The following is a 19592-nucleotide window of genomic DNA, read 5'->3' as shown; positions in this document are numbered from 1 at the left end:
GTCAGAACTTCTTTCCGATCTGCATGTACCAATAGCGTCCATAGGGCACGTAGAGCGAGCCGAGATAGCCCGACTCAGTGACTGGCGGCTGCTTGTCGAAGATGTTGCGCGCGCCGACCCTGAAGCTTGTGCCGTCCATCGGGCCTTTCCGGAAGCGGTATTGCACATAGAGGTTGAACTGGGTCTGGCCGTCCACGACGAACGGGTTGCCCGCGCCATCGAGGAAGTTGGTGTCGTACACTGTGCCGATATAATTGGCGTAGCCGCCGAGCTGGACCCCGCCCAATGTCCAGGTCAGCGATCCCGACCAGCGCCATTTGGGCTTGCCGTTGACCTGGAGCAGGCTGCTGGCATCGGTCAGCGGGGTAGCCGGATTGATGGTGCCGGCGGCGCGCGCGTCGAACAGCGCCTGCACCACGGGCGGCGTCTGGCGGCTATACTTGGTCAGCCGCGCGACGTTGACGTTGAGGTTGAAGCGCCCGAACCCGGTCTTGACCGTGTAGAGCATGGTCAGATCGTAGCCGCGCACCGTCTGCGGCAGCAGGTTGACGAACTGGTCTTTGATCAGCGTCACCGCGCCCGCCGGGGCAAGCCCGGTGCCGGCGAAGACCGGCGTATCGTCGCTGGTCGGTGCGGCGCGGATCACATTGGGATTGCTCGAGCCTTGCAGGCGCAGCAAGTAATCGAGCACCAGCGCGTTCTGCGCGCCGAACTGGCCGACGATTCCGGTCTGCTTGATCGACCAGTAATCGGCGGTGAAGGTCAGCTTGCCATACTCACTCGGGATGAACTTGGGTTCGAGGACGACGCCCGCGGTCCAGTTGGTGCTGTTCTCGGGCTTGAGGTCGGGATTGCCGCTGACCGAAATCGAATAGCCGATCGTGCGCGAGCAGCCGGGGAAGTTGTTGGCCGCCAGCCGCCCGGCGCGAACATCCGCTTCACAGCGATAATAATCGGTCGATGCGGCGCCGTTGGTGTTGAGCCGCGAAAAAGCGACCGCGTTGGTCTGCTCCAGGTTCGGCGCGCGGAAGCCCTTCGAATAGGACCCGCGCAGGCGGATGCCGTCGATCAGGTCCCAGGCGGCGGCGATCTTGGGCTTCGCCACTGATCCGAAGTCGCTGTAATGTTCGTAGCGGCCGGCGAGTTGGACATCGAGGCGGCGGATCAGCGGCACGTTCATGTCGGGCGAGATGACCGGCACGGCGAGTTCGCCGAAGGCCGAAAAAACCGTACGCTCGCCATGGGTGCTGAACGTCGGACTGACCGCGGCGATGTTCGACAGGTTGGTCGCGCCGGTCACCGTATCGGTGAAGGTCACGGTACCGTTGAGGTTCGGGTCGCGATCGTCGCGCTGCGTTTCGCGCCGGCCTTCGATCCCGAGCGCGATACCCAGGCCGCCGGCGGGCAGGCTGATCAGGTCCGGTTTGGACAGCTTGAAATCGGCGAGGCCTAGCGTGGTCTTGGACTGGCGGCGCAGATTGACCTTGAACTGGTCGATCGTCGACTGGCTGGCGGGCGAGCAATCGCCCAGGCTGGGCGATGCAGCGCAACCGCCGCTGAACGGATTATAGGCGTCGGGCGTCGACAGGCTCAGATTCTTCTGCAGCCTGGTCATGTCGATCGCGTTCGAACTGTCGGTCGCCTGGGCCTCCGAATAGAGCAGCCCGGTATCGAAATCGAAGCTGCCGATCTTGCCCTTGGCGCCTATCAGGAAGCGATCCTGCCAATTGACCGTGTTCACCACCTGATAGCCGGCATCGAGGAAGCGATAGGTGCTCAAGGTCACCGGCAGGCCGGCGGCGGGGACGTTGGTCAGGCCCGGGATGCGGTTGGGGTTGGTCTGGCCATTGGCGAATTTCACCGGGCCGAACGGGTTCCAGTAATTCGACGCCGGGATCGTGATGGCGTTGAGGTTGATCGTCGGCGGCTGGATGCGCTGCGTATCAGCGCGGTAATAGCCGAACTCGGTATAGAGCGTGACGCGATCCGACACGTCATAATGCGCGGTCAGGAAGCTGTTGTAACGATTGAGCGACGGCGTGACCGAGGTGCCCGGACGCGTATCGAACCGCTCCGAGCGCAAGGTCGTCGCGGTCGCGCGGGTGCCGGTGCCGAGGCAGGTGTCGGCGCTGATCACGAACACGCAGCCGGGGTTGAGCACCGACTGGGTGTGGAAGGCGCCGGCCGACGAGGTCAGCGCCTTGTTGCCCGGGCTCATGCGGATTGTGCCCGGGCCGCCGACCACGGCGAGGTTGGCCCAGGGCGACTGAGTGGCGCGGCCGTCCGCGCTCAGGTTGCCGGCGAAGGCGGGATTATCCGCGAACAGCGAGAGCAGATTATCGGTTGCGGTATAGGGCTGGTCCGAGGCGAGCTGCGCGGTGTGTCGGGTGTAATCGAGGTAGAGCGACACGTTGCCGCGGCCGCCGCCGAAATTCTTGCCGTAGGTGCCGGTCAGTTCGTAGTCGCGGCGGCTGGTGCCCTCGGGCCCACCATAGCGGAAGTCGAAGCTGCCGCCGTTGAGGTCGGTCTTGGTCACGGTGTTGACCACGCCGGCGACCGCGTCCGAACCATAGATGGCGGCGGCGCCGTCGCGCAGGATTTCGACACGCTCGAGCCCCGCAACCGGCAGCGAATTGGCATTGTAGCCGAGCACCGGGACATTGCCTTCGCCCGCCTGGCTGGTCGGGTGCGAGACGAGGCGGCGGCCGTTGAGCAGCACCAGCGTGTAGCCGATGCCGAGATTGCGCAGATTGATCGAATTGACGTCGCCGCGCGCTGCGTTGCTGGTCTGCGGATTGTTGCCTTCGTTGAAGGTCACGTCGCCGGCCTGCGGGATCGAGCGGAACAGATCGTCGCCCGACGCCGCGCCCATGGCATCGATCTGGTCGCTGCCGATCACCGTGACGGGCAAAGCGGCGGTGGTCTTCGCGCCGCGGATCTGGGTGCCGACGACGACGATGTCCTTTTCGGATCCGGACTGGCCGTTCGCCTGACTGTCGCTGCTTTGCGAGTCGGTAAGACCGGGGACGTTATCCTGCGGCGCGGGTTGGTTTTGCGGCGCTGCGGCGGGTTTGTCCTGCGCGAATGCGGGGTTCGCCGCAGTCAGCGCCGCCAGCGCGGTGCCCGCAGCCATGGCGCGCCGCCCGATCGATCGGTTCATGTCACTCTCCCTTATTTTATTATGCGATGTTTGTTATGCGATGATCTGCGGCTCGACGGCCGCTTCGAGATTCTCTTCGATGAGTGGGCGTTGGTTGAGTGCGCGGTCGAGCGCGGTGCGGTCGAGTTTCCCTTCCCAGCGCGCGACGACGATCGCGGCGACCGCGTTGCCGATGAAATTGGTCAGACTCCGGCACTCGCTCATGAAGCGATCGACGCCCAGGATCAGCGCCATGCCGGCGACCGGCACCGACGGTACGATCGACAAGGTCGCAGCCAGCGTGACGAAGCCCGCGCCGGTGACTCCGGCGGCGCCCTTCGAGCTCAGCATCGCGACGGCCATCAGCAATAATTGGTCGCCCAGCGACAGATGCACCCCCGTCGCCTGTGCGATGAACAGCGCCGCCAAAGTCATGTAGATGTTGGTGCCGTCGAGGTTGAACGAATAACCGGTCGGCACGACCAGTCCGACCACGCCGCGATCGCAGCCCGCCGCTTCCAACTTGGCGATGAGGTTGGGGAGCGCAGCTTCGGACGACGAGGTGCCGAGCACGAGCAGCAATTCGGCTTTGAGATAGGCTAGCAGCTTGAGGATCGAGAAACCGTGCACGCGCGCGACCGCGCCGAGCACGACCAGCACGAACAGCAACGACGTTAGATAGAAGGTCGCGACCAAGGCGCCGAGATTGACTAGGCTGCCGACGCCATATTTGCCGATGGTGAAGGCGATCGCGCCGAATGCGCCGATCGGGGCGGCTTTCATCAGGATGCTGGTGAGCTTGAACACGACGAGGCCGAGCCGCTCGACCAGTTCGAGCACGGGCTCGGCGGGGCGGCCGACCAGCGACAGCGAAATGCCGAACAGGATCGCGACGAACAATGTCTGGAGGATCGACCCTTCGGTCAGCGCCGAGACCATCGTGGTCGGGATGATCGCCATCAGGAAGCCGGTGACGCTGGTCTCGTGCGCATCGTGGGCATAGCCGGCGACCGCCTTCATATCGAGCGTCGCGGGGTCGACGTTCATCCCCGCGCCGGGCTGGACGACATTGGCGACGACCAGGCCGATGATCAGCGCCAGCGTCGAGAAGACCAGGAAATAGCCGAACGCCTTGATCGCGACGCGGCCGACCGAGCCGAGCTCGCGCATCCCGGCGATGCCGCCGACCACGGTCAGGAAGATGACCGGCGCGATGATCATCTTGACCAATTTGATGAACCCGTCGCCGAGCGGCTTGAGCGCCTCGCCGCCAGCCGGCCAGACATGGCCGAGCAGCGCGCCGAGCACGATTGCCGCCAGCACCTGCGCATAGAGATGACGGTAGAAAGGCGCGCGCGCGCGAGCGGCGGGAACCTCGACAGGTTGGGCGATCATTCTTCCTCTCTGTGGCGGCGGCAAGCCGCGCGGCTCTTGTCACCGGGCCTTGGTCGTGCATTCTTGCAGCAAGGAGAGAGGCGGGCCAGCGGCTTGTCGCTTCGATCTAATAGACTGAGAAACATGGAATTTATCGATTATTCCAGTCGACGCTCGCAGACAAAATGTGTGGATTCCCGCACACTATCGGCGGGATAGTGCGGATTTTCGCCCCTTCGGTCCGCGCGGCTTGGCGCCGGGTCTGGCTGATCGGGCTCGTGCTGCTGGCGCTGGCCGCGCTGTTGGTCTGGGTGGGCGCGCGCTGGTCGCTGGCGCAGGCGGAGGCGGTGGCCGACGCCACCGCGCGCCAGACCGCACGCACCCATGTCGCCTTGCTGTCGAGCGAGCTTCAAAAATTCCGTCTGCTGCCGCTGGTGCTGGTCGAATATCCCGACATGGCGGCGACACTGGGCGACAGAAGCGGCGCCGCGCAGGCACGGCTCGACCGCACGCTCGAACAGCTCGCGCAGCGCACCGACGCGGCGGCGATCTATGTCGTCGACGCCGCGGGCACGACGCGTGCGGCGAGCAACTGGAACAGCCCCGCCAGCTTTGTCGGCCAGAATTACGGCTTCCGGCCCTATTTCCGCGACGCGATGGCAAACGGGGCGTCCGAATTCTTCGCCTTGGGAACGGTCAGCGGCCGCCCCGGCCTGTATCTTGCCCGCCGCGTCGACCGCGATGGCCGCGCGCTCGGCGTGGTGGTGGTGAAGGTCGAATTCGACGGCGTCGAGGCGGCATGGACGCGCAACACGGGCATGAGCTTCGTCGTCGATGCGCATGGCGTCATCCTGGTGACGGGGGTGCCCGACTGGCGCTTCCATGCGATCCGGCCGATCGATGCGGCGACCATCGCCGACCTCAGGCGCACGCTGCAATTCGGCAATGCTCCACCGGCACCCGCGCCTGTCGCGTTCGACGGTGCCGGAGCGCTGGTCGGCGGCAAGACCCGCTATCGCGTCGCGACCGAACCCGCGCCGCTCGGTGGCGGGCGGTTGTACCATTTGTCGCCGCTCGATCCGCCGCTGGCGGCGGCGCGCAGCCAGGCTTTGTTGCTCGGGCTGGGGCTGCTGCTGGTAGTCGCGGTCGGCGCCGGCTTGCTGATCCGATCGGCCGAGACGCGGCGGTTGCAGGCGGCGGCGCGCGCGGCGCTCGAGGAAGAAGTGAAGCGCCGCACCGCCGAATTGAGCGACGCCAATGCGCGGCTGGTGGTCGAGTCCGAGGAACGTATCGAGGCCGACCGCCGCTATCGCGAATCGCGCGAGGAACTCGCTCAGGCCAACCGGCTCGCCTCGCTCGGCCAGATCACCGCCGGGGTCGCGCATGAGATCAACCAGCCGGTCGCGGCGATCCGCACCTTTGCCGAAAACGGCACGACGTTCATCGACCGCAATGCCCCCGGCAATGCGCGTGAGAATCTGGTGCGGATCGTCGACCTGACCGCGCGGATCGGCACGATCACCGGCGAATTGCGTGCCTTTGCGCGGCGCCGCGCGGGCGCGAGCGGCACCGCAGCGCTGGGGCCGGTGCTCGACGGCGTATTGCTCCTGCTCGGCGAACGCGCGCGGGGCGTGGTGCGGGTCGCGATCGACGATCGGCTGCTCGCCTCGCCATTGGTCGGCGATCGCACCCGGCTCGAACAGGTTGTCATCAATCTCGTCCAGAACGCGATCGAGGCGGTCGACGGGCGCGCCGACGGCAGCGTGATACTGACCGCGGCACCGGTCGACGGGGCGATCGAGCTGACCGTCGCCGACACCGGGCCAGGGCTGGACCCGGCGATCGCGGCGAGCCTGTTCACGCCGTTCGCGTCGGCCAAACCCGAAGGGCTTGGACTCGGGCTGGCGATCGCCCGCGACATCGCGCGCGAATTCGGCGGTGACATCACGCACAGCCCCGGTCCGGCGGGCGCCACTTTCGTCGCGCGATTGAAGACCGCATGACCGGCCCGGTGATCTTCGTCGAGGATGACGACGCATTGCGGCTGGCGACCGGACAGGCGCTCGAACTTGCCGGGATCGAAGTAATGCCCTTCGCGCGCGCCGATCACGCCGTCGCGGCGATCACTCGCGACTTTCCCGGCGCGATCGTCAGCGACATCCGCATGCCGCATATGGACGGGCTCGAATTCCTGGCGGCGGTGGCAGCGATCGACCGCGAGATCCCGGTCATCCTGATCACCGGTCACGGCGATATCGCGATGGCGGTGGGAGCGATGCGCGATGGCGCGGCCGATTTCCTGACCAAACCGTTCGCGACCGACCATCTGGTCGCCGCGGTCCGCCGCTCGCTCGACCATCGCGCGCTGGTGATGGACAATCGCCGATTGCGCTTGCTCGCCGAGCAGCCCGCCGACGATCCGCTGATCGGCGACAGCCCGGCGATGCAGCGGCTGCGCCACGTCGTCCGCCAGCTGGCAGAGGCCGATATCGACGTGCTGGTCGAAGGCGAGACCGGGACCGGCAAGGAACTGGTCGCCACCTTGCTGCACCGTTGGGGACGGCGGCGTGCGCGCCCGCTGATGGCGGTCAATTGCGGCGCGTTGCCCGAAGGGCTCGCCGAGATCGAGCTGTTCGGCCATGCCTCGGACAGCGTGCCGCACACCCGGCTGTCGCGCGTCGGCCAGATCGCGGCGTCGAGCGGCGGCACCTTGCTGCTCGACGAGATCGACAGCATGCCGATGGCGATGCAGGCGCGACTGCTCCGCGTGCTCGAGGAGCGAGAAGTCCATCCGATCGGCGCCGAGCGCCCCGAACCGGTCGATTTGCGCGTTGTCGCGACCAGCAAGATCGATCTGGCCGAGGCGGTGAAAGCGGGGCAGTTCCGCGCCGATTTGCTCTATCGACTAAGCACAGCGCGCATCCGCGTGCCACCGCTGCGCGAGCGCGGCGAGGACGTGCTGGCCTTGTTCGCGCTGTTCGCGCGCGAGGCGGCCGAGCAGTTCGGCCAGGCCGACTGGCGCATGGACGCCGTGACGCGCGGCCGGCTGCGCCATCACGATTGGCCCGGCAACGTCCGCGAGCTGCGCAATTTCGCGGTCGAAGCAGTGATGGGTATCGCACCCGACGACCTGCCAGGTCGCGCCGTCGCCCGGTCGCTGCCGGAACGCGTTGGCGACTATGAGGCGAGCGAAATCCGTGCCGCGCTGGAAGTCAGCCGAGGACGGATCCAGCCGGTGCTGAGCGCGCTCGGGCTGCCGCGCAAGACACTCTACGACAAGATGGCGAAATACGGGATCGTGCCGGGGAATTACCGAGGAACCTGACGACGATTCGATCTGTCGGAGTGCGGTGGCGCCGACACATCCCCCCCCGGAAATGCTGGGGTGCGGCCTCATCCTTGCGGATTGGCCAGCGTTCCCCGGTCGCAGCGCCACCGAGTGGATCATTAGCGCAATTCCGCGTCATCGCCTTTGAATGCGGAGCCCGCTTACTTGAACGAGTGTTTCAGATAGCGGCGTTAATGATCTTCGTCGGCCAGATCTCGACCGGTTCGGCGGATATATCGCTCGAATTCCTCTACCTTCAGGGCTGCTCCGGTGGGTGCCATCGCGCGATTCGCACGCCAAGAAATACCGCATTTGAATGCACGTTCCGTGTGCGTAACCACCGTCAGATCGATGTCAGGCCAATCAATTGCCGCCGGTAGGTGCTGGGCGCGACGCCGTAGCGCGCGCGGAACGAGCGCGACAGGTGCGCCGCGTCGCTGAACCCGTAAAGGTCGGCAAGCGCCTGTAGCGGCTCGTCGCTGCCGGGCTGGCTCAAAAGCTGGTGGACCGCTTCGAGCCGACGGTTTCGGATATAGGCCTGGACGCCGCCATCGTCGTCGAACAACCGATGCAGGCTGGTCCGCGACAGACCAAGGTCACGGCACAAGCGCGCGATGGTCAGGCCGGCCGATCCGAGGTGTGCGTCGATCAGCGCCCGGGCGGCGTGCGCAGCGGCAGCGCGACGCACTGCCTGTGCGCTTTCGGGCTCCGCCGAGCGCTCGGTCAATACCAGCAGGTCGATGATCGTCCGCGACAGCAGCGGAATGTCTTCCTCGCAATAGGCGTCGGCGGTCTGCAACAGCCGGTCGAGATAGGCGATCAGCGCGGCGCCGGCGGCGGAGCGGACGACCACGCCATGCAAGGCCGCGACGTCGAGGCCGTTGCTGGTCGCCAGCGGTCGAGCAACGGCCACCAGGATCGTCCGGCTCGCGCTCGAATCGTGGCGCGAGGTCTGCGACAGGTCGACGAAATGCACGCTGCCCGGGCCGGTGCGAAACGGGCGGTCGCCCATAACGCCTGCCGCGCGCCCGGCCAGCGTGATGGCGATATTCAACGTCCCGGGATCGTTCGCGGCGATCAATTGGGCATCCCGAACCCAGCGCTGGGCCGTGAAATCGGCGCGATGCACGATCAGATCGCCGAGCAGGAGCGACACCGCCGAAGCGGCGAACGGCTCGTGCGGCGTCGTGCGATAGAGCGTGCCGATGCTCGGCCACGGCCGCTCGACCCAGGCGCTGTGACTGGTGGCGCCCGAATCCGCCTTGAAGTGCCGAAGCCGGAGGCGCGGGGACGAACGCATCAGCGTCTCCTAGCAGCGGCGGCGACGTTAGTGGAGCGCGCGGAGGCCGATCCCGACCTGCTCGCCAATGCTCGAGACCTTGCCGCCGCTACCAAACGTGGACGCGATCCTCGGGCGCCAGGTACAATTTGTCGCCCGGCTTGACGCCGAACGCGGCGTACCAGGCGTCCATGTTCCGGACGATGCCGTTGACGCGATATTCCTCCGGGCTGTGCGGGTTGGACAGAAGTTGCGCGCGTAACGCGCCTTCGCGTGCCTTGCCTTGCCAGCTCTGCGCATAGGCGATGAAGAAGCGCTGGTCGCCGGTATAGCCGTCGATCACCGCCGGCTCGCCATGGCGCGCGACATAGCGCCGATACGCAGCGTATGCGGCTTCGAGCCCGCCGAGATCGCCGAGATTCTCGCCCAGGGTCAGCTCGCCCTTGATGTGGACGCCAGGGATTGGCTCATAGCCGTTGAACTGCGCGACCAGCTTTTGCGCGTGCGCGGTGTAGCGGTCGGCCGATTCCTTGGTCCACCAATCGCGCAATTTGCCTTGTGCGTCGAACTGGCGGCCTTCGTCGTCAAAGCCGTGACCCATTTCGTGGCCGATCGTGGCACCGGTCTCGCCGTAATTGACTGCAGGATCGGCGGCGGGATCGAAGAACGGTGGTTGCAGGATCGCCGCCGGGAACGTCACCTGGTTCATCAGCGGGTTGTAATAAGCGTTCACTTCCTGGACATTCATGTCCCACAGCCCGCGGTCGACCGGCTTGGGCAGCCGCGACAATTCGAGCTTCCACTGGAAATCCTCGGCAGCGATCGCATTGCCGAGCGGATCGGTCCGCGACACCGTCATCGCCGAATAATCGATATATTTGGCCGGATGCCCGATCCGCGGATCGAACGAGGCAAGCTTGGCGAGCGCTTCCTTGCGGGTCGGGTCGTCCATCCATGCCGCGTTGTCGATCTTCTCCTTATACGCGGCGCGCAAATCGCCGATCAGTTCGGTCATCTGCTTGTCGGTGTCGGCGGTCCAGTGATGCTGGGCGTAAAGCTCGCCGACTGCCTCGCCGAGATAGTCGTTGAGCAGGCGCACGCCGCGCTTCCAGCGCTCGGGCTGGCTCTGCACGTCCTGCATCGTCCGGCTGTAGAAATCGAACCGCGTATCGTCGAACGTCTTGGGCAGATATTGCGCATGGTCGCTGATGAAGCGGAAGGTCATCCAGTCCTTCCAGGTGGCGAGCGGCGTCGTCTCGATCGCCTTGCCCGCAGCGGTCACCGCGCTGGGTTCGGCGACGACCACGATCGGCATCTTGCCCAGGCCGATCTTGGCCAGCACCGGGGTCCAGTCGAATTGCGGCGCCAGCTTGTTGAGGCCGGCGCGGTCCATCGGGTTGTAGGTCTTGACCGGGTCGCGCCGCGCTTCGGGCGTCCATTGGTCCTGCGCCAGCTTTGTCTCGAGCGCGATGATCGCATCGGCCTTGGCCGCGGCATCCGAGATCCCGGCCAGCTGCTGGATATGGATGATATAGTCGCGATAGGCCTTGCGGTAGCCGACGTACTTGGCGTCGGGCAGCAGATAATAATCGCGCGTCGGCAGGCCGAGCCGGGCTTGGCCGGTGTCGACCGTATAATGGGTCGGATCCTTGGAATTGGGGCTGACCCCGATGTTGATCGGCGCGGCGTAACCGGGCTCGGCCATCAGCGCGACGAGCTGGTTGGTAGTGCCGACCGCGGCGATCCGCGCGAGCCAGGGCTTGAGCGGCGCAGTGCCGCGCGCCTCGATCCCGGCCTGGTCCATCCAGGCGCCATAGAAATTGGTGATCCGGCGCATCTTGGGATCGGCGGGGTTGGGGCCGGCATCCTCGACCAGCTTGCGGACTTCCGCCTCGCTCTCGTCGGGCATGTCGTAATTATAGCCGGCGCGCGCCTTGTCGGGTGCGATCGGCGCGGTCTTGAGCCAGCTGCCCTCGGCGTAGCGGAAGAAATCGTCGCCGGGCTTGGTTGCCTTGTCCATCGAGGTGTAATCGACGCCCCAGGGACCGTATTTCGGCTTGGGTGCGGTCTGGGCAAGCGCCAGCCCCGACATGCCCAGCAGCAACAGCGCAGCAACCCGCTTGATCGCCATGACGAAACTCCCCGCTCGATGATCGCTCGCGCGGTGTGTTGTCAGACTATGGCGGCCGACAAAAGCGGAATCTTGTTGCCCCGGTTCAGGCGGCTTCGGCGACGATCTGGCGCAGCGCGCGCTCGAACGCTTCCGGCGGCTGTCCGCCCGAAATCAGATAGCGGCCGTCGATGACGATCGCCGGCACCGAGTTGATGCCGCGCGACTGCCACAGACGCTCGGCGTCGCGGACCTCTTGCGCATAGCGGCCCGAGGACAGGACTTCGCGCGCGGCGGCGCCGTCGAGCCCGGCCTGTTCGGCAATGGAGACCAGGATGTCGTGATCGGACACGTCCAGCCCTTGGGTGAAGTTGGCCGCAAGCAAGGCATGTTTGAGCGCGACCTGGCGCCCTTCGGTCTCGGCCCAATGAAGAAGGCGGTGCGCGTCGAACGTGTTGTGTAGCCGCCGCTCGCCCAACATCGCCATGTCGAAGCCGACCGTCGCGGCGCGGTCGCGGATCGTCTCGCGATTGGCGGCCGCTTGCTCGGCGCTGATGCCGTATTTGCGCGTGATATGCTCGACCGAATCCTCGCCTTCCGGCGGCATGTCGGGATTGAGCTCGAACGGCTGGAACGTGATGTGCGCATCGACCAGGTCGCCGGTGCGCGCCAACGCTTCCTCCAGCCCGTTAAGCCCCACCGCGCACCACGGGCAGGCGACGTCGGAAACGAAATCGATCTTGATGGGACGGGGCATCGGCTATCCTTTCGTGTCGCGGTCGCGGCACAGATAAGGATCGAGCCGGCGCGTTTCATCAGGGCTGCGGCCCAGGCGCCGCCGTTTCCGCAGTGCGTCGCGCGTCGGGAAAGTGGCGCGCGGCGTTACGACGCGGTTTACGCGCACTTAATCGTGTCGGGTGCATGAAGCGGCGATGCTGCATGCGCCCGTGTCCAAGCCGGAAGAGGAATCGCCGTCGCCTTCGCTGTTTGCGCAGGCGCGGTCGGCGGTGATCTGGCGCTCGGGCGCGCAGATCGTCGGACAGATCATCACCTGGGGCGCGACCTTCCTGGTCATCCGCATCCTCGATCCGCACGATTACGGCCTGTTCGCGATGACCCAGGTCGTGCTGGCGGTGCTCAACATGCTCAACGGCGCGGGGTTGGCGAGCGGGCTGATCCAGAAGCCCGACGCCGACGAGCGCACGATCCGCCAGCTGTACGGCATGCTGATCGTGCTCAATTTCGGGCTGGGCGCGGTGCAGTTCCTGATGGCGCCCTTGGTCGCGGCCTATTTCCACCAGCCGATCGTCGCCGACCTGCTGCGGGTTCAGGCATTCATTTATGCCACGACGCCATTCGTCGCCTTCCCCTACGCACTGCTGGCGCGGGCGATCGACTTCAAGCGGCAAGCCAAGGTCTATTTCCTGTCGTCGATCACCGGTGCCGTGGCGGCGCTGGCGGGTGCTTATGCCGGGCTAGGCGTGTGGACGCTGATCCTGGCGCCGGCGGTATTGTACATCACACGCGCGATCGGGATGACCAGGGTGTCGGGGCATCGCTACCGCCCGCTGTTCGACTTCCGCGGCGCGGGCGAGCTCGCCAAGTTCGGCGGGCTGATGGCGGCGGGGCAATTCTTCTGGGTGCTGCAGAGCCAGGCCGACGTGTTCATCGCCGGCCGCGTGCTCGATCCGGCGACGCTCGGGCTCTATACGACCGGGCTGTTCCTGACGCAGATCCTGGTGTCGAAGTTCGTGCCGGCGATCAACGACGTCGCCTTTTCGATCTATGCGCGGATGCAGGATGATCGCGATGCCGTCGCCCAAGGTTTCGCGCGATCGTCGCGGATGGTGATGCTGGTGGCGATGCCTTTCTATGTCGGGCTGGCGGTGACCGCCGGGCCGCTGGTGGCGACCGTGCTCGGACCCAAATGGGTCGAGGGCGCGCCGCTCGTCCGCCTGCTCGCGGTGGCGATGCCGGCAATGACGCTCCAGGTGCTGTTCAGCCCGGCGTGCAGCGCGATGGGGCGGCCTGGAATCAACGTCCATACCGGTATGATCGGGGCGGTACTGTTGCCGCTGGCGTTCGTGGTCGGGCTGCGCTGGGGTGTGACCGGGCTCGCCGCTTCCTGGTTCTTTGCCTACACGATCTACCTCGCGATCACCGCATGGCGGGTGCTGCCGGTGCTCGGGTTGTCGGCGATGGCGCTGACGAAAGCGATCGCGCCGACGGTGACGCCGGCACTGGCAATGGGCGCGCTGGTCGTGGGGATCGACACCATCCTGCCGGCGATGGCGGTGCAGCTTCGCCTCGCGATCCTGGTCGCGGCAGGCGGCGTCGCCTATCTCGGCTGGCTGTGGCTGTTCTCGAAAGACATTGTGCTCGAGGCGATCTCGATGGTGCGCGGCAAGCCTTATTATCGCGCGGGCGAAGGCCCGGCCCAGGTCACCAGCGCCGCCTGATAGCCGGGCGCGGGCTCGAACGAAGCCAAAATCCAACCCGGCTCGCCGCTGGTGACGCGTGCTGGCTCGCCGGGGGCCACCGACACGGTGAAGGCGTCGAGCGGGTGCGAGAGGCCGAGGCCGAGCGCTTTCACGTACGCTTCCTTTCGCGTCCAGCAATTATAGAAGCCGGCGATCCATAGCTCGCTCGGGAGCGCGGTCAGCGTCGCATATTCTTCGGCCGCGAACAGCCGTTGGGCGACGCGCGGACAGGCCAGTTCGGGATTGCGCCATTCGATGTCGCAACCGATCGACCCTCCGCGCATCGTCGCCAGCAGCGCCAGCCCGTTCGAATGCGAGAGGTTGAAGGCGAGATCGGGATCGTCGCGCAGAAACGGCTTGCCGTGCTCGTCCGTGGCGATGCACACCATCTGCGGCGCGATACCCAGTTCCTGACCGAGATGCGCGCGCATCAGTCCGCGCCGAGCGACAAATCGGTCGCGGTCGACCGGACGACGGAAAGCCGCCGCCCGCCGACATTCGTCCGCGTCGAGCCAGCAACGATATTCGTCGAGTTCCGCGCGCGGCAGGTCGAGGTCGAGCAACGTCAGGGTCGCAATGCCCGGCGCGGCGCGGTCGATCGCGACCATCTCCATGATCAGGGCCTCAGGCGGCGGCCCGGCCGGCAGGCCCGATCGAGCGCTTCGTTCAGCCGCTGCGCGAAGGTCGCGACGTTCGGCGGCTCGGCCATCGTGCCGTGCGTGCCGGGAACGTCGAACGATTCGAGCGAGCCCCGTACGACTTCCGACCAACCCGGGCGGCTGTCGAGCACCGCCAGCCGTTCGGCCGGCTGGAACAAGGCGACCACGCCGTCATAGTCGCCGGGGAAATAGCTATACGCGGCCTGCTCCATCTGCGCGGCGAAGACGCGGTAGCGACCCTCGCGCTCGGCGATCTCGGCGACGCCGACATCTTCCATCAGGCCCCGCGCGCGGTCGAAGGCGTAATCCAGCCGCTTGCCGATCGGCAGATTGCTCCACACGCCGAGATGGTAGCGCGCCTTGCTCATCCGCATCTGCGTCGAGGTAATCTTCTGGAATGCGACCGGGTTCATCGTATGGCCGAGCGCGAGCAGCGGCACGTCTTCGCCCGCGGCGCGCAATTGCCGCGCGACCTCGAACGCCATGATGCCGTTGGTGCACCAGCCGCCGATCAGATACGGACCGTGCGGGCGGCTCTCGCGGATCACCGTGACGATCTCCGACGCCATCTGCTCGAACGTCATGCCCGGCTGCAAGGTGCGCTCGAGGATCGGGCCGAGCGGCAGCCCGAGGAACGGGCGGTCGGTGCCCATCGCTTCCGCCAGCGCCATGAAGGTCGGGCCGCCGTCGAGCCACAATAGCGGCAATTCGTCGCCGAGCGGCTGGAGCGGCACCCACTCGCCGAGATCGGCAATGACATTGCCCTCGATCCGCTCGGCGAGCTTTTCGAGCGCCGGCGCCTGGAAGAATTCGGCCATGCCGATGCGGCGGCCCCATTGCTGTTCGATGCGGACGAGCAGCCGCGCGACGAGCAGCGAATGCCCGCCGAGTTCGAAGAAGCTGTCGTCGCGGCTGACCTGGCCGATACGCAGCAGGTCGCACCAGATCGCGGCGAGCTTCTCCTCGGTCTCGCCCTGCGGCGGTTCGATCTCGCGCGCACCCGCGCCACCAGGCTGCGGCAGCGCCTTGCGGTCGACTTTCGCATTTGGCGTCATCGGCAAGGCCGGCAGATGCTCGAAATGCGAGGGGATCATGTAATCGGGCAGCGTCCGGGCGAGATGCTCGCGCAGCTCGGCGCGGCTCGGCGGCGTGTCGCCGCGGGTGACGATATAGGCCGCGAGTGCGCGTTCGCCCGAGGCGTCGGGCCAGCTGCGCACGGCGGCGGCGGCGATGTCGGGATGCTCGGCGAGCGCGCCTTCGATCTCCTCGACCGCGACGCGATAGCCGCGGATCTTCTCGTCATTGTCGACGCGGCCGAGGCACAGGATCGTGCCGTCGGGCCGATAGCGGGCGAGGTCGCCGGTGCGGTAGAGGCGCTCGCCACGGATCTCGACGAAGCGCTCGGCGGTGAGGTCGGCGCGGTGGCGATAGCCGTGCGCGAGGCCGGCGCCGCCGATGAACAATTCGCCGACCACGCCGATCGGCGCGGTGTTGCCATAGCGGTCGAGGATATGGATCGTCGTGTTGGCGATCGGGCGGCCGATCGGCACCGGGCCGTCGCCGGGCGTGATGCGCGCGACGGTCGACCAGATCGTGGTCTCGGTCGGGCCGTAGACGTTCCATAGCTCGCCCGAGCGTTGGATCAGGCTTTCGGCGAGGTCGCGCGACAGGGCTTCGCCACCGCACAGGATGCGCAAGGTCGGCGATCCTTGCCAGTTCGCCTCGATCAGCGCACGCCAGGTCGCGGGGGTCGCCTGCATGACGCTCGGTTTGGCGCCGACGAATAGCTCGTTCAACTGGCGCGGGTCGGCGGTGACGCTCTTGGGCGCAACGATCAGCTCGCCGCCGCTGATCAGCGGCAGGAACAGTTCGAGCGCGGCAATGTCGAACGACAAGGTGGTGACCGCGACCAGCGAATCCTCGGACGTGAAGCCGGGGTTGGCGCGGAACGAGGTCAGCAGGTTGATCAGCGCTTGATGGCCGATCTCGACACCCTTGGGATTGCCGGTCGAGCCCGATGTGTAGAGGACGTAGGCGAGGTCGGTCGCCTGGACGGCGACCGACGGACGCGTGGTGCCGGCCGGCGCGACGTCGTCGATCAGAATGCGCTTGAGCGGGCAGCCGGGCAGGACGTGGCTCAGGCGTCGCTCGGTCAACAGCGCCGCGGCACCCGCGTCGGTCGCGATATAATCGAGCCGCGCGGCGGGGAAATCGGGATCGAGCGGCAGATAGGCGGCGCCGATCCGGTGCACCGCAAACAAGGCGGCGACCATATCGGGCGAACGGTCGAGGCAGATGCCGACCAGGTCGCCCTGTTTGAGCCCCGCCGCATGCAAGGCCGCGGCGATCGCGTCGGCACGCGCGTCGAGCGCGGCATAGCTGACCGCCTGATTGCCGAAGCGGATGGCAATGGCATCGGGCCGGTCGGCGACTTGCGTACGGAACGCTTCGGACAGCATCGCCGGCGACAGCGGCACGGCGGTGTCGTTCCACTCGACCTGCAATTGGTGGCGCTCGGTTGCGCCGAGCAACGGCAAATCCTTGAGCGGCAGCGTCGCATCCGCGACCACGCCTTCGAGGATCGTCAGATAATGACCGATCATCCGCCGCACCGTCGACGGATCGAACAATTCGGTCGAATAGAGGAAGCGACCGTGCATTCCCTCGCCCTGGCGCTCGTCGAGTTCGAGATAGAGGTCGAATTTCGCGCCACCCACGACGACATCCATCTGGGTCAGGTCCCAGCCGTCGGGGAACGGATCGACCGGCGGCTCGATCGAGAACAGGCAATTGAACAAGGGATGCGTGCCCGGCCGGCGCTTGACGTCGAGCGCGCGGACGACTTCGTCGAACGGCGCTTCGCTCGCGGCTAGCGCGCCGAGCACCGAGTCGCGCACTTCGGTCAGGAAATCGCTGAACCGCGTCTCGCCTTTGGGCCTAGCCCTCAGCGCGATCGTGTTGAGGAAATAGCCGACGACATTTTCGAGTTCGGGGCGGCGGCGCAGGTCAGTAACCCCGCCGACGATGATATCCTCGTCGCCCGAATAGAGGTGGAGCTGCGCGTGATAGGCGGCGAGCAGGGTCATGTAGAGCGTGACGCCGTGGCGTTGTCCGACCAGCTTCAAGTTTTCGATCAGGTCGTTCGGAATCTCGAACACTTCCATCGACCCGGCATGGGTCGGGCGCGCCGGCTTGGTGCGGTCGCCGACCAGTTCGAGCTTGGGCGGCGCATCGGCGAGCATGCGGCGCCAATAGTCGATCTGCTTCTGGATCGGCGCGCTCTTCAGATGCTCCTGCTGCCAGATCGTGTAATCGCCATATTGCAGCGCCGGCATCGCCAGCGGCGAGGGCGCGCCGCGCGAGAACGCGTCGTACAATTTCGCCAGCTCGGGCACGATCACGCGATAGATCGCGACGCCGTCGAAGATGATGTGGTGGAGCGTGAAATAGAGCCGGTGATTGTCGTCGGCGAGCTTGACGATGCGCGCGCGGAACAGCGGCGCGTCGTTCAGGTCGATCGCGCGGCGCGCATCCTCCTGGCCGATCGCCAGCGCGGCGGCGTCGCGCTCGGCTTCGGGCAGATGGCTGACATCGTCATAGGGCAGCACGATGTCGTGATGCTCGCGCACGCGCTGCACCAGCACGCCGCCTTCCTCGACGAACGCGGTGCGCCACGCTTCGTGCCGACGCAATATCTCGTTAACGCTGCGCTCCATCGCGCCGCGGTCGAAACTGCCGAAGCGGTGGATCGTGATCGATTCGTTATAGAGCGGCACGTCCGGCGCCATGATGGCGTGGAGCCACACCTGGCGCTGGTCGGCCGACAGCGGAATCTCCGCGTCGGGCGCGCGCTTCTCGATCTGCTGCGGCTTGGCGGCGGCGACACCACCGCCGCGCATCATCTTTTCGAGCAGTGCCCGCTTCGACGCGGACAGGTCGACATGCGCATTCATGGGTGTTCAGGCCTCCACGGGGCGGAAGGCGAGCGGGAGGGCGCTCAACCCGCGCAGCCCCGAATTGGTGCGCCATTCGAGCGTGCTCTCGGGCACCGCGACGCGAATGTCCTCCATCCGCGCGAGCAGGGCGAGGTACGAGATCCGCGCTTCCATCCGCGCCAGCGCCGCGCCGAAGCAGAAATGCGCCGCCCAGCCAAAGGCGAGGTGACGGTTGTCGGTGCGGGTCAGATCGAGCTCGTCGGGATTGGGGAAGCGTTCGGGATCGCGGTTGCCGGCCGCCATCACCGCCATCACCGCCTCGCCCTTCTTCATCAGCTTGCCGCCGATCTCGGTGTCCTGCTTGACGATGCGGGCGGTGTGCTGGCTCGGCGTCTCATAGCGCAGCAATTCCTCGACCGCGCTTTCGATGATCTCGGGATGCGCGCGCAATTGCGCCATCTTGTCGGGCTGACGAGTGAGCGTCAGAATCCCATTGCCGATCAGATTGGTCGTGGTCTCCTGACCGCCCACCATCGTCACGATCGTGTTGGCGATGACCTCGTCCTCGGACAGGCGCTGGCCGTCGACCTCGGCATCCATCAGCGAGCGGATCAGCCCGTCATGCGGGTTGCGCTCCTGCTCGCGAACGGCATCGCGGAAATAGCCGGTCATGTCGGCGACGCACTTGAGGACGTCGCGGACGCGGTCGGGGTTGTGCTGGAAATTGCCGAGCATCTCGGCGAAGGTCGCCGACCAGGCCTTGAGCTGGCGATGGTCCTCGAGCGGCACGCCGAGCAGGCCGGCCGTGACGATCGCCGGGAAGGGCTCGGCGAAATCGGCGATCAGCTCGCACTCGCCGCCTTGCACCGCCTGGTCGATCAGGTCGTGCGCGATCTCGCGGACCTTGTCCTCCATCGCATCGACCCGGCGCGGGGTGAACGCGCTCATGCACAATTTGCGCAGGCGGGTGTGGTCCGGCGCGTCGAGGAACAGCATCTGCCGCGCCATCAGATCGGCGACGGGGCCGAGCGAGGGCAGGCCGAGCGCCTCCATCTTCTTGGGATCGGGCGTGCGGTCCGCGCTGAATTCCTTCAGCACGAAATGCACGTCCTCGTACCGAGTGACGACCCAGGTGTGCATGAACGGATCCCACATCACCGGCGCTTCCTCGCGGAGTCGGCGGTAGAACGGGAAGGGATCGGCATGCACTGCCGGGTCGAGCAGCTGGAACAGGCTGAGGCTCGGGTCGAACGGCTGGGCCGCGGCGATGGGCGAATGCTCGGTCATA

At 66.4% G+C, this 19592-nt stretch carries 11 protein-coding genes; 3 read left to right on the top strand and 8 right to left on the bottom strand.

Annotated elements, in window-relative coordinates; translation table 11 throughout:
* Window position 1: 1 nt before the first annotated feature.
* Complete coding sequence (locus tag AC1DSD_RS13870; protein WP_478030878.1) at window positions 2-3160, bottom strand: TonB-dependent receptor domain-containing protein; 3159 nt, start codon at window positions 3158-3160, stop codon at window positions 2-4.
* A gap of 33 nt (window positions 3161-3193) precedes the next feature.
* Complete coding sequence (locus tag AC1DSD_RS13865; protein WP_478030877.1) at window positions 3194-4534, bottom strand: dicarboxylate/amino acid:cation symporter; 1341 nt, start codon at window positions 4532-4534, stop codon at window positions 3194-3196.
* Window positions 4535-4731: 197 nt separating this feature from the next.
* Between AC1DSD_RS13865 and AC1DSD_RS13860 the strand changes: the two genes are divergently transcribed.
* Window positions 4732-6516, top strand: coding sequence for a sensor histidine kinase (locus AC1DSD_RS13860; protein WP_478030875.1), 1785 nt, complete (start codon window positions 4732-4734; stop codon window positions 6514-6516).
* The gene (locus tag AC1DSD_RS13855) at window positions 6513-7838 is read left to right on the top strand and encodes a sigma-54-dependent transcriptional regulator (RefSeq protein ID WP_478030873.1); all 1326 of its coding nucleotides are present in this window, start codon (window positions 6513-6515) and stop codon (window positions 7836-7838) included. The genes AC1DSD_RS13860 and AC1DSD_RS13855 overlap by 4 nt, the downstream gene beginning before the upstream one ends.
* A 346-nt stretch (window positions 7839-8184) precedes the next feature.
* Here the strand turns inward: AC1DSD_RS13855 and AC1DSD_RS13850 are convergent, their stop codons facing one another.
* From AC1DSD_RS13850 to AC1DSD_RS13840, 3 genes are all read right to left on the bottom strand, one after another.
* Entirely contained in the window at window positions 8185-9141 is a 957-nt protein-coding gene (locus AC1DSD_RS13850) for a helix-turn-helix domain-containing protein (RefSeq protein WP_478030871.1), read from the bottom strand.
* Between the two features lie 88 nt (window positions 9142-9229).
* A complete protein-coding gene (locus AC1DSD_RS13845; RefSeq protein ID WP_478030869.1) occupies window positions 9230-11251 on the bottom strand; it encodes a M13 family metallopeptidase in 2022 nt (673 codons plus the stop codon).
* Window positions 11252-11336: 85 nt separating this feature from the next.
* Window positions 11337-11987, bottom strand: a complete 651-nt coding sequence (locus tag AC1DSD_RS13840) for a DsbA family oxidoreductase (protein ID WP_478030867.1) — start codon at window positions 11985-11987, stop codon at window positions 11337-11339.
* Between the two features lie 175 nt (window positions 11988-12162).
* Here AC1DSD_RS13840 and AC1DSD_RS13835 point away from each other — a divergent pair, with 175 nt between their 5' ends.
* Window positions 12163-13689, top strand: a complete 1527-nt coding sequence (locus AC1DSD_RS13835; RefSeq protein ID WP_478030865.1) for a lipopolysaccharide biosynthesis protein — start codon at window positions 12163-12165, stop codon at window positions 13687-13689.
* Here AC1DSD_RS13835 and AC1DSD_RS13830 read toward each other — a convergent pair.
* Genes AC1DSD_RS13830 through AC1DSD_RS13820 form a run of 3 tightly spaced genes read right to left on the bottom strand, consistent with a single transcriptional unit; the run spans window position 13644 to window position 19591 of the window.
* Complete coding sequence (locus AC1DSD_RS13830; protein WP_478030863.1) at window positions 13644-14324, bottom strand: 4'-phosphopantetheinyl transferase family protein; 681 nt, start codon at window positions 14322-14324, stop codon at window positions 13644-13646. The two genes, AC1DSD_RS13835 and AC1DSD_RS13830, sit on opposite strands and share 46 nt — an antisense overlap.
* Before the next feature lie 2 nt (window positions 14325-14326).
* Window positions 14327-18322: a non-ribosomal peptide synthetase gene (locus AC1DSD_RS13825; protein ID WP_478030862.1), complete on the bottom strand. Its 3996-nt coding sequence runs from the start codon at window positions 18320-18322 to the stop codon at window positions 14327-14329.
* 6 nt (window positions 18323-18328) lie between these two features.
* On the bottom strand, window positions 18329-19591 hold the full coding sequence (locus AC1DSD_RS13820) for a cytochrome P450 (RefSeq protein WP_478030861.1): 1263 nt from the start codon (window positions 19589-19591) through the stop codon (window positions 18329-18331).
* Window position 19592: the final 1 nt, after the last annotated feature.

It is taken from the genome of Sphingomonas sp. P4_D12, from assembly GCF_056401895.1.
This window is presented reverse-complemented; position numbering and strand designations above follow the sequence as displayed.

Coding starts and splice junctions, on each gene's coding strand:
- AC1DSD_RS13870 (WP_478030878.1), bottom strand. CDS start 3,160: ATGAACCGATCGATCGGGCGGCGCGCCATGGCTGCGGGCACCGCGCTG.
- AC1DSD_RS13865 (WP_478030877.1), bottom strand. CDS start 4,534: ATGATCGCCCAACCTGTCGAGGTTCCCGCCGCTCGCGCGCGCGCGCCT.
- AC1DSD_RS13855 (WP_478030873.1), top strand. CDS start 6,513: ATGACCGGCCCGGTGATCTTCGTCGAGGATGACGACGCATTGCGGCTG.
- AC1DSD_RS13850 (WP_478030871.1), bottom strand. CDS start 9,141: ATGCGTTCGTCCCCGCGCCTCCGGCTTCGGCACTTCAAGGCGGATTCG.
- AC1DSD_RS13845 (WP_478030869.1), bottom strand. CDS start 11,251: ATGGCGATCAAGCGGGTTGCTGCGCTGTTGCTGCTGGGCATGTCGGGG.
- AC1DSD_RS13840 (WP_478030867.1), bottom strand. CDS start 11,987: ATGCCCCGTCCCATCAAGATCGATTTCGTTTCCGACGTCGCCTGCCCG.
- AC1DSD_RS13835 (WP_478030865.1), top strand. CDS start 12,163: ATGCTGCATGCGCCCGTGTCCAAGCCGGAAGAGGAATCGCCGTCGCCT.
- AC1DSD_RS13830 (WP_478030863.1), bottom strand. CDS start 14,324: ATGGAGATGGTCGCGATCGACCGCGCCGCGCCGGGCATTGCGACCCTG.
- AC1DSD_RS13825 (WP_478030862.1), bottom strand. CDS start 18,322: ATGAATGCGCATGTCGACCTGTCCGCGTCGAAGCGGGCACTGCTCGAA.
- AC1DSD_RS13820 (WP_478030861.1), bottom strand. CDS start 19,591: ATGACCGAGCATTCGCCCATCGCCGCGGCCCAGCCGTTCGACCCGAGC.